Below are 16,649 nucleotides of genomic sequence, written 5' to 3'. Positions count from 1 at the left end.
TTGTTTTGTCAGTTAAAAACTTTGGCTCCGTCCTCTCTTGGGGGCGCGCCCCCAAGAGAGGACGGACAATACTCTGAAAGAGGTAATTCCTAAATCAAAATTTTGCACTTCGATTTGGAATCTTCACGCATTCCAAAAGCATACCTTTAAGAGTGCTAAATGATAGCTTTAGATGTCTTAAAGGTATGCTTTTGGAATGCGAAAGATGTCGGTTTAAAATCGTAAGCCAACCACGGCTATATATTACGGATTGTAAGTATTGGTAGAAAGACAATGATTAAATCATGCAATAGGAAATATTCAAAAAGCGAGTCTTTCGATTTTTTGTTATTAAAATGTTATTGAAAAAGGCATTAGATATACAAATAAGTTGTTAAATGAAAGCTTTTTCGTATATTTGACTCACAAAATTGGCTTCGCCATCGCGAACCTGGCTAAAGCCAGACTATCGCTATTTTGTTTTGTCGAATATACTCACGCTCGACAAAAAACAAATGAATTTGTTGTTTTGTTCTCGACTTATTCGTATATTTGCACAACTTTTGATTAAAAACGTGTGCGCAAACAATGCGCCACATTGCTATGACAAACTACTAACTACTAAAATAGTATAAACAACTAAAATAACAAGAAATGCAAGATTACTTACTGCGCAAGGGGCGTGAAGTATACTCACGGCTCGGTGCCTTTGTAAGGAAAACATTGCCTGTATATCTTATTTTTGCAGGGCATTGTGTAACAAAGGCACAGACAACGGAGAGCGACTTCTCGTTCAATGAAGGTGTACGCTACTCACAATGGGTGATAAACTCGCGTATCAATGATTTTTATGCAAACACTACAAAAGTAGGTCTTGCCGTATATGATAAATCCGGCAATCAAGCTGTAGGGCGAGTTGACGGTAAAAAAACGTTGGATTATGTTCCGGGACTTGTAGCCAAAGGTATAATAGAGGCATCGCAATACTACAGTCAGTTCAACTGGGCTGGTTCGTGGGCAAAACCATGGTATCTTAGTGTCGAAGACTACGGCAACAAGTTTTATGACGGTGTTGCAACCGGTGGCGGCAGTCTTGATGACCTTAATGCAGTAAAATTATACATACCACTGCGTGAAATGTCTGCAACCAACGGATACTATCCAAACAATACTACATACTCAAACACGAAGACAGCTCTTGACAAAGCTATAACAGGACTTAATGCACATAACAGTTTATGCAGGATAAATACCGGAACAATAGCAGAAAGTGCAGGCTATGATGTCACAGGCGGATGGTGGCATAAAAAAGACTACAACAACCAAATGTGGCTTGACGGACAATACATGGGAGCGGCACTGCTTGCACAGCTTGTAAACTATAACAATTCGTATACAAATGTGGACGGCAGCAGCGACTGGGATCTCGCAACCAAACAGCTCGATATAGTGTGGAATATGTGCTGGAACCCGACGGACAAATTGCTGTACCATGCTTTCGATGCCAATGCAGGTACGAACAGCGTTTCTAATTCTGATACATGGCAAGGCATAAGTGCAACCAACCCCTATTGTTTCCATTCCTCAACCTATTGGGCCCGTGCCTGCGGCTGGTATTTCCTTGCACTTGTCGATATATTGGAAGAAATGAACAAGGCGAGAATACCCGATAGCGATGCAAGATTTACAAGGATAAAAGGATATCTCGGAAAACTCTCCGACGGATTGAAAGACAGGCAGGACAATGTAACCGGTGGCTGGTATCAAATACTTGACGAAGACGGTACATACTCGGCAAGCACATATAACAACGGAAAGAGCCATATTAAAACATACAACTATGTAGAATCGTCAGCGACAGCAATCTTCGCAGCTGCATACCTCAAAGCTATCCGGTTAGGATATATAGATAAGAACACATACGAAGAAACTGCAAAGAAAGCCTACCAGTGCCTTATAAATCAGTTCTTTGCAACAGACGGCAGTGAAGGTGTACACTTGTTCGGCAGCTGCCGCTCGGCAGGATTGGGAGGTAAAGGAACTAACTATGAGATAGGAAAAGAACGTTTCCGTGACGGTTCAAAAGAATATTATCTTTTGGGATATGATGTGGCAAAGGTTGCTAAAAGCGAGAAAGTGACCGAAGGAAAGGTCCTAGGCGCCTTTATCCTTGCCGCAACAGAATACGAGCGTCTATATCAGAAAGACAGCGAAATACTCTTTACAAAAGACCTTGCACCAAGTTATGACCTTACTTCCGGTACAACGAGTACAATATCCATAGAGGCTGCCGGTAGCGGCACACCTGCATATCAGTGGTATAAGGAAGACGGCACAAAGGTTGAAGGAGCAACTACTGCAACATTCTGTCCGGAAGAAAGTGGAACATATTATTGTGAAGCTACTTCCGGAAACACGACAATAAGGTCAAGCTCAACCAAGGTTACTGCAACGGAAAAGGTTGAGGGTGATACAGAGGTTGATAACCCATCATCATCAACTTCTAACTATTTTTCATTAAATGTAACAACCACAAGTGGATATAAATTGGAGGCAGAAGGAACCCTCAACTTGTCATCTGCTTATGCAGATATACAAGGAGGAACGGCAAGCGCATATAACGGGAAATCAAGTGAGGTAAGTATCATTGCAAGTGTAAATAAAAAAGGACATATCGTACTTACAGGAAGTTCTAAGGTTTACATTAAAATCATTTTAGACAAGGCTATCTCTGTTGGTGATATTATTAAAATCACAACTGAACAACCCGATGCATCTTTTTATATAACCAGTAGTAGTACTCGTAAGGAAGACAACTTAATAACAGACCAATACACAATTACAAATAGCAATACAACTTTAGTTGGAAAAAAAGAACTATATCTTTGGAATAACAAAAATGGAAAATTTAATTCGATAAATATAGGTTCTCCTAAAACAGATCCTTCCAAAACAAACTACAGCTATAGGGTAAAGACCAACTACAAGACCCCGGCTCTGAACACATCACGCTATATTAAGGATGTTAATAATGGTGACAAGATTCTTGTAAACATGACCTTCGGCGGTTGGAAACATAACGGTGGAAGCTATAACATGGAAGGAAGCGGAGACGTTACAGACGCATGGGAACCGGCAACGAAAAGCAATACGGATATTGACGGATTTAATACATACTTTCTTGGCAAAAACGCGGCACACGATGAAATGAAAGGAACGTTTACGGAAAACTCTCCTTTCACACTGCCCGTGCGCGGTGCATTCATGACAATGGAACCGACAAAGAGCGGAAAACTCACGGCATACGTAATGCACAACGGTGATTTTTATATAACCAACCAGCGAGGCGATGTTTTAAAGAATACAACAACCGGAACAGGCGATGTTACAAAATACGAATTTGACGTAATACCCAACGAGACATACTATCTGTTCTCCAACACATCGGCAATGGCTTTCTGCGGCGCATCGTTCATTCCGGACAAGACACAACAAACAGTCACGGCAGAACTATCTGAAACAACAAAATATAATGCAACAAACGAAGCTACGGGATATGCCAGCATAACCCTGAACCGCTCCTTAAATGCCGGTCAATGGAACACGCTGACTCTGCCGTTTAATATGACGGAAAATGAAGTAAAGACAGTTTTCGGTGAAGGTACACAGATAATAATTCTCGAGAAAGCAGAGATAAGCGGAGATGCCGCAAACCTGCACTTCAGATATCACGAGATACAGAACATTCTCGCCGGCTATCCTTATCTGATAAAGCCGACCAAAGCAGTAACATCGTTTGCCCTGAATAATAAATATATAGACCCGTCTATTGTGCAAAACGACATAGACTGCGGCAGCTACACTGCCAAAGGAACACCCGGATATTCCACCGCCAACGTTGAAAATGCTACCGGCACTGCAGGCTACAGCGTAAACTACAAGAAAGGAGACATCTTCCTCAGCGACGGCAACGGCAAACTGTATATATCGCAAGGTACATCCTACGGCAAAGGATATCGCTCGTATATAGAGAAAAAAGACGGCACACCGGCAGCAAAGTCCATAGCAATGTCGTACACGGGAGTGGAAGACAACAACGAACACGGCGGCACAACATCTATCGGCTTCACGGAACTTTCACGTGACACACTGTCAGAAATCGGATTAGGGGGGGTATATAACCTCAACGGACAAAGAATTTCCGAAACGACCAACGGACTGCCAAAGGGCATATATATCGTGAACGGACAAAAAATGATTGTAAAATAAATAAAAGACATTTCAATGAAAACGATATATATCAAACCCTGCTGTGAGATAATAAGAGTATATACAGACGGCGGCATGCTGGCAGGTTCATCCGATAAGAACATAACAGTAGACACTTCACCAGACGTTAATGAAGACATCACCGGTCCCGAATATGGCGACGGAGAGGTTCCCGACGAATCAAAACCCAACCCGGGATATAATATATGGGACGACGAAGAAGAGTTCTAACCGTTGATTTTTAACAGGCGACAACATAAAATAACGTAGGTGCGACGAAGTCAGACTTACGTTAAAATAAAAAAGGAATGTCAGGATTATTATTTCTGACATTCCTTTTTTATTCTATCCCTTGTCCGAAAGCACTGTCACAAACGTGCGACAAGAACAAGATACAGCAGCGGTTCACTTTTTGTCTTTCTCAATCACGCCGTTATCCGATATGCTTATCTTGCCGCCTTTTATATCCAATCCGGTAAGAGTTCTTATCTCTTTCACGACAACTCCTGTGGTGTCGCGCCGCGGTCCTATGCCATAACGCTGTACAAACGGGTGTATCTGTCCTGACAGAAACTCGCCACTGCGGTTCACCTTTATGCTCACCACCGGAGCATAACCGGAAATTCCCGTAGTGTTTATTCCGTATGGAGTACAGAAGTTTCCAAGACTGTAAGCAATGAAACGGTCTTTATAAACCTCCATACAGCGCACAACATGCGGTCCGTGCCCATAAACAATATCGGCACCGTTGTCTATACAGAAATGTGCAAAATCACGCAATGAGCCGCGATCTTCATTAAGAAAAGTTTCTTTGCCATATGGAAGACGGCGACAAGCCTTTCCCTCCGCTCCGCCATGAAAAGACACAACAATGATGTCCGAACATTCTTTCAAACTGTCGAGTATAGCTTTCACACCGTCAAGTTCCTGCGTACGGAATGTATATCCGTTATGTCCAAAGGCACAGAAGCCGAATCTTATACTGTCACGCTCAACAACAGCCATTGCCGTCCGCCCTCGCAGACCTGCATACTTTATGCCCTGCCCCTCTAATACTTTCTCTGTAGACATGACTCCATCTATACCGAAATCGAATGCATGATTGTTTGCCATGCTAAGAAAATCATATCCGGCATCTCTCAACAACGAGGCATAGGCAGGCGGAGTGCGGAAAGAATAGCTGTGAACCGTCTTCTTCTTTGAAGTATCTTCAACATCACACAACGTGCCCTCAAGGTTACCGACGGCAATATCGGCATTTACAAGAAACGGTCTTACATCGCGGAACAAGTCTTTTCCGCCGTTTGCAGGCAGCCTCACTTCCGGAAAAGTTGTGCCCATCATTATATCTCCTGTCAGCGATACCACAAAAGTATCACGTCTGTTCTCCATACCCACTCCTGCGGTATCGGTGTCCGCAACCACACTGTCATTAACGACAACAGGCACGGACAACTGTCTGTCCGTACCTGCCGATGTACAAGCAGCTATATTCAAAGCTGCCAATATTGCCATTATCATAATATTCTGCATTACATAACCCTCCGCGCACCAACATAACGCCGTGCGTAATAGGCATCGTTGGAGTTGCTGACCTTGACGCCCTTTATACTCGCATGAATGAAATTAAAACTGCCGTTGACATGATTGACATCCACAACTATACCTACATGACCAATGGAACGTCCCGAACGCGGACTGGTAAAAAACACGAGGTCGCCGCTCTGAAGGTCGTTCTTCACAACAGGCTCACCCTGACTGTACTGGTCGCGCGACGAACGATTGAGCTGAATGTTCAGTTTTCCATAGACATAACTTGTAAATCCGGAACAATCGAAGGCGTGTGGTCCCGACTGTCCCGAGCGGTAACGTGCCCCTATGTGAGAGAAAGCTTCATCAAGCATATTGTCTACAGCTGCAACGTCATAGTTATAATCAGCATCGCTTCCGCCATAAAGAAAGTCATAATTACCAATTTCATCATATTCGCCGTCATTGTCATTGTCGTTATCAGGCACGGCAAAGACCGGAGATATGAAAATGAAAAACAACAGTATGAAAATTCCAAATATTTTATTATTCATCACAATAGACTAAAGTATTTATTATATCTTACATAAAGGTAAGTAGTTCGAAACCTAAACAAGGCAGGTTTTTAAACAACGATTGCGAAATTAATAAAAAAATATCAAACTATACCGTGTGTTCACATCTTTTTTAAATGGTGAAAAACAAGGCAACCGCAAACCGCATATCAAATTACACATTCATTTTCAGCGACTTACAATAACACACTTATAATAAAGGTTTAAATAATATTATTTACATTGTTTAACAATCAAGTCTATTATTAGTTAAGACATTTAAACATTAACATATACTTTAGGCTACACTATATTCAGCACAACAAGCTATCAATTAATACAAAAATTTGCGTAAGTTCTATATTTACAGTAACTTTGCACGCATAACATCTTCAACAACAGAAATGAAAGAATTAGCACTAAAGTACGGATGTAATCCAAATCAGAAGCCTTCACGCATATTCATGACCGAAGGCGAACTACCCATAGAAGTCATAAACGGCAGACCGGGATACATTAACTTCCTCGATGCCTTCAACAGCTGGCAACTGGTAAAAGAACTTAAGGCTGCCACGGGACTGGCTTCGGCTGCAAGTTTCAAGCACGTGTCTCCCGCAGGGGCGGCAGTAGGTCTTCCGTTGAGCGACACACTCAAAAAGATTTACTTTGTTGACGACATCAAAGAAGAGATGTCACCGATAGCATGTGCATACGCAAGGGCACGCGGTGCCGACCGCATGAGTTCATACGGTGACTTTGTGGCACTCAGCGATACCTGCGATGCCGTTACAGCCACACTCATCAAGCGCGAGGTAAGCGACGGTGTCATCGCTCCCGACTACACACCGGAAGCAATAGAAATTCTGAAATCAAAGCGCAAAGGGACATACAACGTAATAAAAATCGACCCAAATTATATTCCCGAACCCATAGAACGCAAACAGGTGTTCGGCATAACATTCGAACAGGGACGTAACGAGATAAAACTCGATGACCCTGCATTGTTCGAAAACATACCCACACAGAACAAGACATTCAGCGAGGAAGCCAAGCGCGACCTGATAATAAGTCTCATAACACTTAAATATACTCAGAGCAACTCAGTATGTTATGTAAAGGATGGACAGGCAATAGGCATCGGCGCCGGGCAACAGAGCCGCATACACTGTACGCGTCTGGCAGGCAACAAGGCTGATATATGGTGGTTGCGCCAGCATCCCAAAGTAATGGGTCTGCCGTTTATCGACGGCATACGCCGCGCCGACCGCGATAACACGATAGACGTGTATATCAGCGAGGATCACGAAGACGTGTTGGCAGAGGGCACATGGCAGAAGTTCTTCAAGACAAAACCCGAGGTATTGACAATGGCGGAAAAGAAAGAATGGATTGCCAAGAACACGCAAGTGGCATTGGGCAGCGACGCATTCTTCCCCTTCGGCGACAACATAGAGCGTGCACACAAGAGCGGTGTTGAATACATTGCACAGGCAGGCGGCTCTGTACGTGACGACAACGTAATAGAGACGTGCGACAAATATGGCATGGCAATGGCTTTCACGGGTGTGCGTCTGTTCCATCACTAATTTTTTATTAAGGTTTTGAGGTTGTAAGGTATTGATGTTATGAGGTGATAAATGTTGTATTATGATAATACAAACTAAGGTTTTGAGGTTTTAGGTGATAAGGTTGTAAGGTGATAAATCACATTTGAAATATAACATTATCACCTCATAACTTCAAAAGTCAAAATCTTAAAATCCACACTTCACACCTAAAAACCTCATGACCTTAAAACCTCTACCCCCAGCCTTGCACTTCACACCTCAAAACCTTATAACCTAAGAACCTCAAAACCTCAAAAGACATGGACAATATAGATGAGATAATTGCAGGAGGAGGGATAGTATTCCGTCCTGCAAAGTCCGACAAGGGCAAAGACAAGAAAGTGAAGACAAAAGCCAAGAAAAAGGCATATATAACCGGTGCACACGGCAGCGGCTCCGCCCGACAGAAAGCAAAATACAGGGAACAGAGAGCCAACAGAAAGAAATAAAACAGGAACAATAAAAATCCGGAGCACAAAACGACTCCGGATTTTTATTTCTTATAGGGCTTACAAGTCTTATAGTACCTATATGTCTTATAGGATTTATAAGCCTTAAAAGAACAATCACTCAAAATAAAACGTCAATGCAATCATCTTGCTCCTTGCTTCTTTCACCGACTTGGCATACATAAGCATATTCTTATCGCGCAGCTGGTCGGGATGTTTTGTGTCGAGGCTGTTTATCAGACTGTAGCTAAACTTAAGTTCAGGACGTAACTTGAAGAAAGGAAGATAAAAGTCGCAGCCCAGACCGATCTCAAACAAGCAATCATAAGGCTTCAACTTTATATAGTCATTATCCTTTGGCGAAAGATTAAGCATGGGGTTCAGTCCCGCCACAATATACGGACGGTAATTGTTAAGACGCGGTGCTGCAAAAATAATGCTTGCTGTAGATGCAACATATATCGACTTAAGGTCCTGACTCTCCGTCACCGCCTCGCCCGTATCCATTTTGTCCGTGTGATTGTAGAAAGTAAGATGCCGCGTACCGAAATACATTGTCGGCGCAAGACGGAACGCAAAATTATCACTAAGCCTGAACTCGCCAAGCACTCCCACGGTAAATCCCGTGTCCCATCGGTCTTGATCGCATGTAACAAGTTTCTCTGCCGCCACCCCGTCTTCACCGGTAATCATCTGCGGTCCCACATTTTCAAACTCCATATCCTGTAAATGAGTACCCACCAGGACACCGAAATGGAACGGACGCAAGTCCGTATATGGACGATTCTGCACCTTTGTACCCTGCGCGCCGGCTCCCAGCACACAGAGACTTAATATAATAATGTGTATAAGTCTGCGTTTCATATATCTTTATAACGCCCTACCCCCTTCTATTATTGTATCCGCACTCCACAGCCGTTACACTTTCCCACCTCATACACAAAAACTACGGCACATCTTACGTAAACATATCAAGTTGTTAAAGAAAATAAAAAGAAATACCCTACATTAGGTATTTAGAATAAATATACTACCTTTGCATAACCTAAAAGTAGGTAATAAACATTAATTATTAACAATAAAAACTTAATATTATCATGGCATACGTAATTGGTGACGACTGTATCGCTTGCGGTACATGTATCGATGAGTGTCCGGTAGGCGCTATCTCTGAAGGCGAAAAGTATTCAATCGACCCTGAAACATGTACAGAGTGCGGTACTTGCGCTGATATTTGTCCTTCTGAGGCAATCAGCCTTCCTTAATGAAAGGAACATAAAGGAATTTAAAGGTGGCTCAATAATGAGCCACCTTTTTTAGGTGTTTAGCCTTGATTATCAAAACTTTTAATTGTAAATTCAGTAATTTGTGAGCAATCCATTCAGTAATTTGTGAGACTATTGGATTTTTTGACATACAAGAACCTGTTGGAAACAAGACTAAGATTGTATCGTTTCTAACCACATTGCAATCAAAGAGGCGGATCATCATTAAACCACCTATTTATAAAAGGCAATGCACGCCTCATCTTTTGAACACCGTAAGCCACGATCGTCAATACGTGGCATTACAGTAACCTGTCTGACGCCTAAGGTGGACGACGTGCAGTAACGCCTCTGCTTTTCAAGTCTTCTATAAACCAATTAGCATATCCTCTAAATAATTATAAAACCCATCGGTTGAAAATGCACGGGCTTAAGCCCTCAACCGGGCTGACATAATGAAACATATATCGCCATTCGTGTGTCATTGTGATTTCAAAAAAAGTGCAGAGATTTTTCTCAAACTACGCTTCACGGCAGCATGCGGATATGGGCAGGAAAACGAAACGAGCATAATGTGTGAGTGTGGGAAATGACGGGATGGCCTTTATTTATAGGAAGTTACAGAGGTTTGGAGGGTTGGACGCTGGAAAAACGAAACGTGCAAAAAGTTGAATTTGCTTTAATTCTGGTTTAATTTTGGAGGCGCACCCGTTAAATGGGGCTTTAACGCAGGTTTAATTCTGGTTTAATTTGGTTTAATCGACAGCTGGAAATGGTGGGGTTTGAGCTTTGAGCTGGACGCACCAGACGCTGGAGCTGCTGACGGCATGGAGCCGCTGGGCATGACCGCTAAAAACGGCACGCCTGGCGGCTTTTCTTTTGCCTGACGTGGGAACGGACGGAAACGGCGCGAAACGCGGCGACAGCGGGGGTTATGGGGCTTTCTGCGGTGTGTCTGGGCGTGTGGTGGGATACCATTTGCGTGTGGCCACGAAAAAGCCCCCATTTCGGAGGTTCCAGGGCATCGGACAGGGGCGCAGCTGGGTGGCATGGTGGCCGCTCATGGGCGACGAGGCAGGCGGCTGGAGGGGTGTTTACACGACCGTTAAATGACCCGTTAAATGGGCAGGGCTGGAGGCCGAAAAAATGCTGCCCAAAAGTGCCTTTTTCGTTCCATTTTCGAGGTCGCAAAAAGGGCTAAAAATGGGGTTGGGGGGGACAGTTGGGGGGGGACAAATGGGTGGACAATTCGTGCAAGCATAGACCCCTTTAAGGGAAAAAATCAAGGCAAAAACCGCGAAAATCTGGCAGAACCCCCCCTTTAATTCCATTTAACGCATAGGAAAAACACCCCTAACAAATAGGGTATTTTGCACTGAAAATAAGCAAGTTAAACGCATTTAACGGCGATTTAACGTGCAGAAAAAAGCGTTTTAGTGCCTTTTACGTTATTTCAGGGGGTCGCGGGGTGCCCATAGTGACCACCCCATTACCCTGCATTTGCAGTAGTTTCGGTGTTCGCAGCATCGGCACTTTTTTGTAGTCTATCCTTTAGCTGCACTATCTGCTCACGCAGACGGCCTATTTCTTCGGCCTGCTGTATTATTTTTGCATCTTTACGCTGAATATATGGCTCGTACTGCTTAAAAAAATCAACTAAATGCGACTGGTCAGTTAGAGGTTGTGGCGTTTCCTCTGGCTGGTTAGGCAGTGTATGATACCCCAACCCTGTGAGCAACCACATGGCATTAACCTCGTAAGATATTACGATTTTCTCCAAAATATCAGCTTTTGGCATTACGCCCTTTAGATAGCTGCGTATATTTGCCTCGGAAACACCTAATTTATCGGCAAATACGGTGTTTTTTCCGCCTGCTTTCTCATTGATTAGCAGCCTTATTCTGTCGTTTATTGTTGTACTCATTGCATTATTTTTTGAGTTAAACCGTAATTTATTACGATTTTATTTGGTCATGTCGCAAGAAATTGCGAACTTTGCAGCGTTGTAACATATTACAGCGCGGACAAAATTACAAAATTTTGCCCACATACGAAAAAGGAAAACCCTAAAAGTAAGTATTGTAAACCCATAAAGAATAAAGGACATGACAGCAAGAAAACAAATCGAGGTAAGCAAGCAGACCCGTGAAATGCTTGTAAAATCTTTCGAGACTACGAGTGTGAGCGTATGGCGCGCATTATCATTCAGGGACAACAGCCCCAAGAGCCAGCGCATACGCAGAGCAGCAGAGCAGAACGGCGGCGTGCTGCTTATGCTGACCCCCGCCATGGAGACCATACACGACGCGGACAACTTCATGCGGCAGTATCTGCCTGGCGGTGTACTCATTGAGTGCAACAAGAATAACAGCCATGTTGACCTGCTTAAAAATGGCAAAGTCGTAAAGAGCTGGGACAATGTCCTGCTTAAAAATCTGGAGGAAATACAGCAGGAAGCTGTAAAGCTCTGCGGCACTCATGTGATACTGTAACGAGAGGAGGGCACTATGGAAATGTATAACAATGCGCTTTGCGTAAGTCCGCAGGAACTTACAGGCATTATTAGCCTGGAGGCTCTAAAGAAAATGAGCCAGCGCGGCACAGTGCAGCAGGTACGCCGTGCCTGTTATGGTAGCTGCGCGTTATATGTGGTCGAGAGCCTGCCCGTGCAGTACCGCGCAGAGGTTTACCGCCGTTATCCAGACATTAAGGAGCAGGCCGAAAGCAAGCCATTTGTGGAAAGCGTGGAGCCTGACGGCAAGGCGATGCAGTTCTTTGCCGACTACGTATTGAGCGACGGGCGGCACCTGACGACCGAGAAGCAAAGAGAGTATGCCAATAACTGCTCGGTGCTGGCCGCTTTCGGCCAGATGCTGGACAGAGCGAACAGCCACCGCATGAGGCAGAGCAAAGGCAGGATAAACGCGGGCGAGTTCTGGGCAAAGGCTGCCGCCGCGCTGCCGCGTCTGTGCGACCGCTGGCCTAACAGCCTGCCGCAAAGCCCGCGCCGCCTGCGCATGAAATATGCGGAGTATCAGGCACAGGGCTATGAGTGTATGATTAGCCGCAAGTTCCAGAACAAGAACGCCGCCAAGGTGCTGGACGCGGAGCAGACCGCCAGCTTGCAGGTGCTTTTGGCACACCACAACAACCTGCCCGACACGGAGGTGGCGCGCAGATACAACCAGGTGGCCAAGGTGAAAGGCTGGCCGCAGATAACAGCCAGCGCAGTGGCCGTGTGGCGTGAAAAATGCGACCTGGTAACGGCAGCCGCCCGCCGTGGTGCTACCAATTTCCGCAACGAGCGCACCATGCAGGTGAAGCGCAGCAGGCCGACCGCGCCGTTCCTCATGTGGTCGCTGGACGGCTGGACATGTGAGCTGCTATTCCAGCAGACGACCGTAAACAAGCAGGGGCAGCGCACGACGACCTACCACAACCGCCTGACGCTGGAGGTGGTGCTCGACCCGTGCTGTGATTACCCCATTGGCTACGCCATAGGCAGCCATGAGACACCCGCGCTTATTACCGAGGCACTGCGGAACGCCGCCCAGCACAGCCGTGAACTTACAGGCCAGATGCTGCGCAGCTGTCAGATACAGTGCGACCGCTACGCCATTAAGACCATGACCGACCTGTACGAAATGATGGCTCGCCACGTTACCCCTGCCCGTGCTCACAACGCAAAGACAAAGCCCGTGGAGCCTTATTTTAAGCACCTTAATATGGGCTACTGCCAAAAGTTCGATAATTGGTCGGGCTACGGCGTAACGACAGACCCCAAGAAGCAGCCGAACAGCGAAGCACTCAACGCGCTGCGCCACACGTTCCCAGACGAGCAGGGCGTGCGTGAACAGATACACCAAATAATGGCCTACGAGCGTGCCACGAAGCGCGAACAATTCATGCAGATGCTGGGCAACCTGAAAGAGGAAAACCGCCTGCCGCTGTCGAAAGAAAGCTATTTGCTGTATTTCGGAGCCACCACAGGACTGACCAACGCGCTGGAGGGCTGCGGCCTGCGCCCCACACTGCTGGGCATTAAGCGCGATTATGACTGTTTCGACCTGACATTCAGAGAGCACGCAGGCGAAAAATGGCAGGTGCGCTTTGACCCCGACGACCTCACCGAGGTGCTGGCAGTGAACGAGGACGGCAGCCGCCGTTACATGCTACGCGAAAAGTACGTCCAGCCCATGGCATTGGCAGAGCGCAAGCCAGGCGACGCGGAACAGCTGGCGGCTGTGCGGGACTTTAACAAGCAGCTGGAAAACCATGTAACGGAGCAGCTGGGCGAGGCATGGGAGACCGTCGACCGCATGATACAGGACACCGACCGACAGTCTGCGCTCCTGTTAGGCCGCCTGCTGCTGACCGACAGCCACGGACAACACAAGCTGCCAGCAGCGCAGCAGCGCATGAGCCAGGCCGACATAGCCGACGTGCAATATGAGACTGTGGAGCCTACGCCCGCCATGCCTGTGGGCTGGCAGGCCGAAGACCCCGAAAACTTCGATATTTTCTAAATGCAACAACCATAAAAACGTAAAACGATGATAAAGGACGAAAAACAACAGATTGCCGCACGCCTGAAAGAGTATTGCGACAAAATGGGCAGCCAGAACAAGGCAGCCCGCAGCCTTAACGGCACCAGCACTGCCACCGTCAGCAAAATGCTGTCAGGGCAATGGGACACAATCAGCGACGAGCTGTGGCGCGCAGTGGCCGCCCAGATAGGCCACGACACCAGCGCGTGGCAGATAGTGAAAACAGGGGCGTACAAGCGCATGGCGTTCTTAATGGAGCAGGCCAAAGAGGAAAGCCTTGTAATAGCCATTACGGGCTTTGCAGGCTGCGGAAAGACCGAGGCCATAAAGAGCTACGCCAAGGGCAGACAGAACGTGTACCATTTAATGTGCAGCGAGTATTGGAACAGGCCGACGTTTATAAACAAGCTGCTGCGTGCGCTGGGCAAAGATGTGGGCGGCAGTGTGAGCGACCAAATGGACGCCATAGTGGAGACGCTGAACAGTGCAGACGCGCCGCTCATCATTCTGGACGAGGCCGACAAGCTGCGCGACCAGGTGCTCTATTTTTTCATTTCCCTGTATAACCAGCTGGAGGGGCACTGCGGCATTATCATGGTGGCCACGGAGTACCTTAAAAACCGCATAGAACGCGGCGTGCGCCTGAAAAAGAAAGGCTATGAGGAAATATACAGCCGCATAGGCCGCAAGTTCGTGCAGCTCCAGGTTATCAATGGCGAGGACATAGCCGCCGTGTGCAAGGCCAACGGCGTGAACGACCCCAAGACCATACAGGAAATAATAGCAGGCGCGGAGTGCGACCTGCGCCGCGTAAAACGCGCTGTATGGGCAGCGAAAAAGAAAGGAGGGGCACAGTAATGGCACGCTTTAATATCATACGCCCTAAACGCACGCCTAATTGGGTGCTGTCGCTGCTGGTAGGCTTTCCCTACGACAGAGGGGCAGAATACGCCGACGCAGAGTGTGAGTCCGTTATAAATGGGGTGCTGGACTATGTGCGCAGTTTTCAGTATTTGCGCAGGAACGCATGGGAGTGCCTGGGTTCCACACATTTTATAACTTCAACAGACCGCAGCATAATTATAAGCACCCCTAACGGCGTGCCACAGCTGACAATATCCCTAAATTAGAAGACATGCGCAGGGCGATAAGTAATAAGAACGTGATGCAGGCCAAGTTTGAAACAGCCCCTTTTACAGGGGCGTGGCTTGCAAGCCTGGGACGGCCAGAACTGCGGGGCGCGTGGATAGTGTACGGCGGCAGCGGAAGCGGTAAGACGACCTACGTAATGCAGCTGTGCAAATATCTTACCAACTTCGGACGCGTGGCCTACAACAGCCTGGAGCAGGGTTTGAGCTTGTCGCTGCAAAAAGCCTGGGAGCGTGTCGGCATGGAGGAAGCAGGCAGCAAAATAATACTGCTGCAAAAGGAAAGCCTCAAGGACATACGGGAACGCCTGACCAAAAAGAACGCGCCCGACATTGTGGTAATAGACAGTGTAAATTATTGGATAGGCTTTACCATGCGCGACTACACCCGCCTGAAAGACGACAACCCCAACACCCTGTTTGTCTTTATAGCCCATGAGGACAAAGGACAGCCAAAGGGCAACATGGCCAAAAACATACGCTACGATGCTGACATAAAAATCCGCGTGGAGGGTTACAAGGCATTTGCCACCACCCGCTACGAGGACAGCGACAAAGGCGAGGGCGGCCAGGACTTCACTATCTGGGAGCAGGGCGCACGTGAGTATTGGGCAGAACTTTAACACCACCAAGACAATGAAAGAAAACAAAACCATGGACGAAATCCACAGAGGGCTGCTTAAAAAGTTCCACACACTTTGCAGCGTGCTGGGCATGAGCGACGACGAGAAGCGCAGCCTCATAGAGGCATACGGCGTGGAGAGCAGCCGCGACATAGACACCCACGACCTGGTGGACATTTGCGGCAAACTGTCGGCACAGGCGGGCGGCCACAAGCAGCAGGACTATGACAAGCTGCGCAAGCAGTGCATGGCAGCCATAGGGAGCTGGCTAAAGATGTGCGGGCGTGAGAGCAACGCCACGGTCATAAAGGCCATAGCGTGCAGGGCGGCCAAGAAAGCCGACTTTAATAAAATCCCGCTGGAGCGTCTGCGCAACCTGGTGTACCTGTTTAACAACAAGGTGAAAGACCACGACGCAGTGGACGACGTAACCACAGAACATAAAAAGGTGGTCTTTCTGTACCCCACAGAAAGCGGCCTTAAACACATGAACTGACCATGAGCACGGACAGCATGATGCGCGAGACCCAGCGCAAAATAAATGAGGCCACCATAGACATGGACACCGAGGCATATTGCTGGTTTATGCGTGAGCTGGCAGAGTGGTGCCAGACACAGGCAGACATGCAGGAATACCGCGACGACGTGGTCTATGATGAAAACGAGTAACAACCAATT

General features: G+C 46.8%; 16 protein-coding genes. 12 read left to right on the top strand and 4 right to left on the bottom strand.

Going from position 1 to position 16,649, the window contains the following annotated elements:
- Nucleotides 1-633: 633 nt before the first annotated feature.
- Together HPS54_RS01730 and HPS54_RS01725 are read left to right on the top strand one after the other, a co-directional pair.
- Nucleotides 634-4,248, top strand: a complete 3,615-nt coding sequence (locus HPS54_RS01730) for a glycoside hydrolase family 88 protein (protein WP_172343733.1) — start codon at nt 634-636, stop codon at nt 4,246-4,248.
- Between the two features lie 15 nt (nt 4,249-4,263).
- Entirely contained in the window at nt 4,264-4,479 is a 216-nt protein-coding gene (locus HPS54_RS01725; RefSeq protein ID WP_172343731.1) for a hypothetical protein, read from the top strand.
- A gap of 174 nt (nt 4,480-4,653) precedes the next feature.
- On the opposite strand, the gene HPS54_RS01720 is transcribed toward HPS54_RS01725, so the two are convergent.
- On the bottom strand, nt 4,654-5,769 hold the full coding sequence (locus HPS54_RS01720) for a CapA family protein (protein WP_216653011.1): 1,116 nt from the start codon (nt 5,767-5,769) through the stop codon (nt 4,654-4,656).
- Between the two features lie 11 nt (nt 5,770-5,780).
- Complete coding sequence (locus HPS54_RS01715; protein ID WP_172343729.1) at nt 5,781-6,332, bottom strand: C40 family peptidase; 552 nt, start codon at nt 6,330-6,332, stop codon at nt 5,781-5,783.
- 404 nt (nt 6,333-6,736) lie between these two features.
- On the opposite strand from HPS54_RS01715, the gene HPS54_RS01710 reads away from it, so the two are divergent.
- A complete protein-coding gene (locus HPS54_RS01710) occupies nt 6,737-7,918 on the top strand; it encodes a phosphoribosylaminoimidazolecarboxamide formyltransferase (protein ID WP_172343728.1) in 1,182 nt (393 codons plus the stop codon).
- A gap of 281 nt (nt 7,919-8,199) precedes the next feature.
- Nucleotides 8,200-8,388: a hypothetical protein gene (locus HPS54_RS01705; RefSeq protein ID WP_172343727.1), complete on the top strand. Its 189-nt coding sequence runs from the start codon at nt 8,200-8,202 to the stop codon at nt 8,386-8,388.
- A 117-nt stretch (nt 8,389-8,505) separates the two neighbouring features.
- On the opposite strand, the gene porT is transcribed toward HPS54_RS01705, so the two are convergent.
- The gene (porT, locus tag HPS54_RS01700) at nt 8,506-9,252 is read right to left on the bottom strand and encodes a type IX secretion/gliding motility protein PorT/SprT (RefSeq protein ID WP_172343726.1); all 747 of its coding nucleotides are present in this window, start codon (nt 9,250-9,252) and stop codon (nt 8,506-8,508) included.
- Between the two features lie 233 nt (nt 9,253-9,485).
- Between porT and HPS54_RS01695 the strand changes: the two genes are divergently transcribed.
- On the top strand, nt 9,486-9,653 hold the full coding sequence (locus HPS54_RS01695) for a DUF362 domain-containing protein (RefSeq protein WP_172343725.1): 168 nt from the start codon (nt 9,486-9,488) through the stop codon (nt 9,651-9,653).
- 1,489 nt (nt 9,654-11,142) lie between these two features.
- On the opposite strand, the gene HPS54_RS01690 is transcribed toward HPS54_RS01695, so the two are convergent.
- The gene (locus tag HPS54_RS01690; protein ID WP_172324768.1) at nt 11,143-11,577 is read right to left on the bottom strand and encodes a helix-turn-helix domain-containing protein; all 435 of its coding nucleotides are present in this window, start codon (nt 11,575-11,577) and stop codon (nt 11,143-11,145) included.
- 181 nt (nt 11,578-11,758) lie between these two features.
- Here HPS54_RS01690 and HPS54_RS01685 point away from each other — a divergent pair, with 181 nt between their 5' ends.
- The 7 genes from HPS54_RS01685 to HPS54_RS01655 all read left to right on the top strand — a co-directional run bounded on the left by HPS54_RS01685 (nt 11,759) and on the right by HPS54_RS01655 (nt 16,640).
- Nucleotides 11,759-12,145, top strand: a complete 387-nt coding sequence (locus HPS54_RS01685; protein ID WP_172324770.1) for a hypothetical protein — start codon at nt 11,759-11,761, stop codon at nt 12,143-12,145.
- A gap of 966 nt (nt 12,146-13,111) precedes the next feature.
- Entirely contained in the window at nt 13,112-14,179 is a 1,068-nt protein-coding gene (locus tag HPS54_RS12870; RefSeq protein ID WP_253951902.1) for a Mu transposase C-terminal domain-containing protein, read from the top strand.
- A 27-nt stretch (nt 14,180-14,206) separates the two neighbouring features.
- Complete coding sequence (locus HPS54_RS01675; protein WP_172343723.1) at nt 14,207-15,058, top strand: AAA family ATPase; 852 nt, start codon at nt 14,207-14,209, stop codon at nt 15,056-15,058.
- Nucleotides 15,025-15,330, top strand: a complete 306-nt coding sequence (locus HPS54_RS01670; protein ID WP_172343722.1) for a hypothetical protein — start codon at nt 15,025-15,027, stop codon at nt 15,328-15,330. The genes HPS54_RS01675 and HPS54_RS01670 overlap by 34 nt, the downstream gene beginning before the upstream one ends.
- Nucleotides 15,331-15,335: 5 nt before the next feature.
- The gene (locus HPS54_RS01665; protein ID WP_172324777.1) at nt 15,336-15,971 is read left to right on the top strand and encodes an ATP-binding protein; all 636 of its coding nucleotides are present in this window, start codon (nt 15,336-15,338) and stop codon (nt 15,969-15,971) included.
- 13 nt (nt 15,972-15,984) lie between these two features.
- A complete protein-coding gene (locus tag HPS54_RS01660; RefSeq protein ID WP_172324779.1) occupies nt 15,985-16,467 on the top strand; it encodes a hypothetical protein in 483 nt (160 codons plus the stop codon).
- Between the two features lie 2 nt (nt 16,468-16,469).
- Nucleotides 16,470-16,640 (top strand): hypothetical protein, encoded by a 171-nt coding sequence (locus tag HPS54_RS01655; RefSeq protein WP_172324781.1) that lies wholly within the window; start codon nt 16,470-16,472, stop codon nt 16,638-16,640.
- Nucleotides 16,641-16,649 lie beyond the last annotated feature (9 nt).

The sequence above is a fragment of the Xylanibacter caecicola genome, from assembly GCF_013166515.1.
GTDB classification, from domain to species: domain Bacteria; phylum Bacteroidota; class Bacteroidia; order Bacteroidales; family Bacteroidaceae; genus Prevotella; species Prevotella caecicola.
This window is presented reverse-complemented; position numbering and strand designations above follow the sequence as displayed.

Excerpts from the sequence above, each read along its gene's own strand:
- porT (WP_172343726.1), bottom strand. The coding sequence starts at position 9,252 with ATGAAACGCAGACTTATACACATTATTATATTAAGTCTCTGTGTGCTG.
- HPS54_RS01695 (WP_172343725.1), top strand. The coding sequence starts at position 9,486 with ATGGCATACGTAATTGGTGACGACTGTATCGCTTGCGGTACATGTATC.
- HPS54_RS01715 (WP_172343729.1), bottom strand. The coding sequence starts at position 6,332 with ATGAATAATAAAATATTTGGAATTTTCATACTGTTGTTTTTCATTTTC.
- HPS54_RS01705 (WP_172343727.1), top strand. The coding sequence starts at position 8,200 with ATGGACAATATAGATGAGATAATTGCAGGAGGAGGGATAGTATTCCGT.
- HPS54_RS01670 (WP_172343722.1), top strand. The coding sequence starts at position 15,025 with ATGGGCAGCGAAAAAGAAAGGAGGGGCACAGTAATGGCACGCTTTAAT.
- HPS54_RS01675 (WP_172343723.1), top strand. The coding sequence starts at position 14,207 with ATGATAAAGGACGAAAAACAACAGATTGCCGCACGCCTGAAAGAGTAT.
- HPS54_RS01725 (WP_172343731.1), top strand. The coding sequence starts at position 4,264 with ATGAAAACGATATATATCAAACCCTGCTGTGAGATAATAAGAGTATAT.
- HPS54_RS01665 (WP_172324777.1), top strand. The coding sequence starts at position 15,336 with ATGCGCAGGGCGATAAGTAATAAGAACGTGATGCAGGCCAAGTTTGAA.
- HPS54_RS01690 (WP_172324768.1), bottom strand. The coding sequence starts at position 11,577 with ATGAGTACAACAATAAACGACAGAATAAGGCTGCTAATCAATGAGAAA.
- HPS54_RS01660 (WP_172324779.1), top strand. The coding sequence starts at position 15,985 with ATGAAAGAAAACAAAACCATGGACGAAATCCACAGAGGGCTGCTTAAA.
- HPS54_RS01730 (WP_172343733.1), top strand. The coding sequence starts at position 634 with ATGCAAGATTACTTACTGCGCAAGGGGCGTGAAGTATACTCACGGCTC.
- HPS54_RS01710 (WP_172343728.1), top strand. The coding sequence starts at position 6,737 with ATGAAAGAATTAGCACTAAAGTACGGATGTAATCCAAATCAGAAGCCT.
- HPS54_RS01720 (WP_216653011.1), bottom strand. The coding sequence starts at position 5,769 with ATGATAATGGCAATATTGGCAGCTTTGAATATAGCTGCTTGTACATCG.
- HPS54_RS01655 (WP_172324781.1), top strand. The coding sequence starts at position 16,470 with ATGAGCACGGACAGCATGATGCGCGAGACCCAGCGCAAAATAAATGAG.
- HPS54_RS01685 (WP_172324770.1), top strand. The coding sequence starts at position 11,759 with ATGACAGCAAGAAAACAAATCGAGGTAAGCAAGCAGACCCGTGAAATG.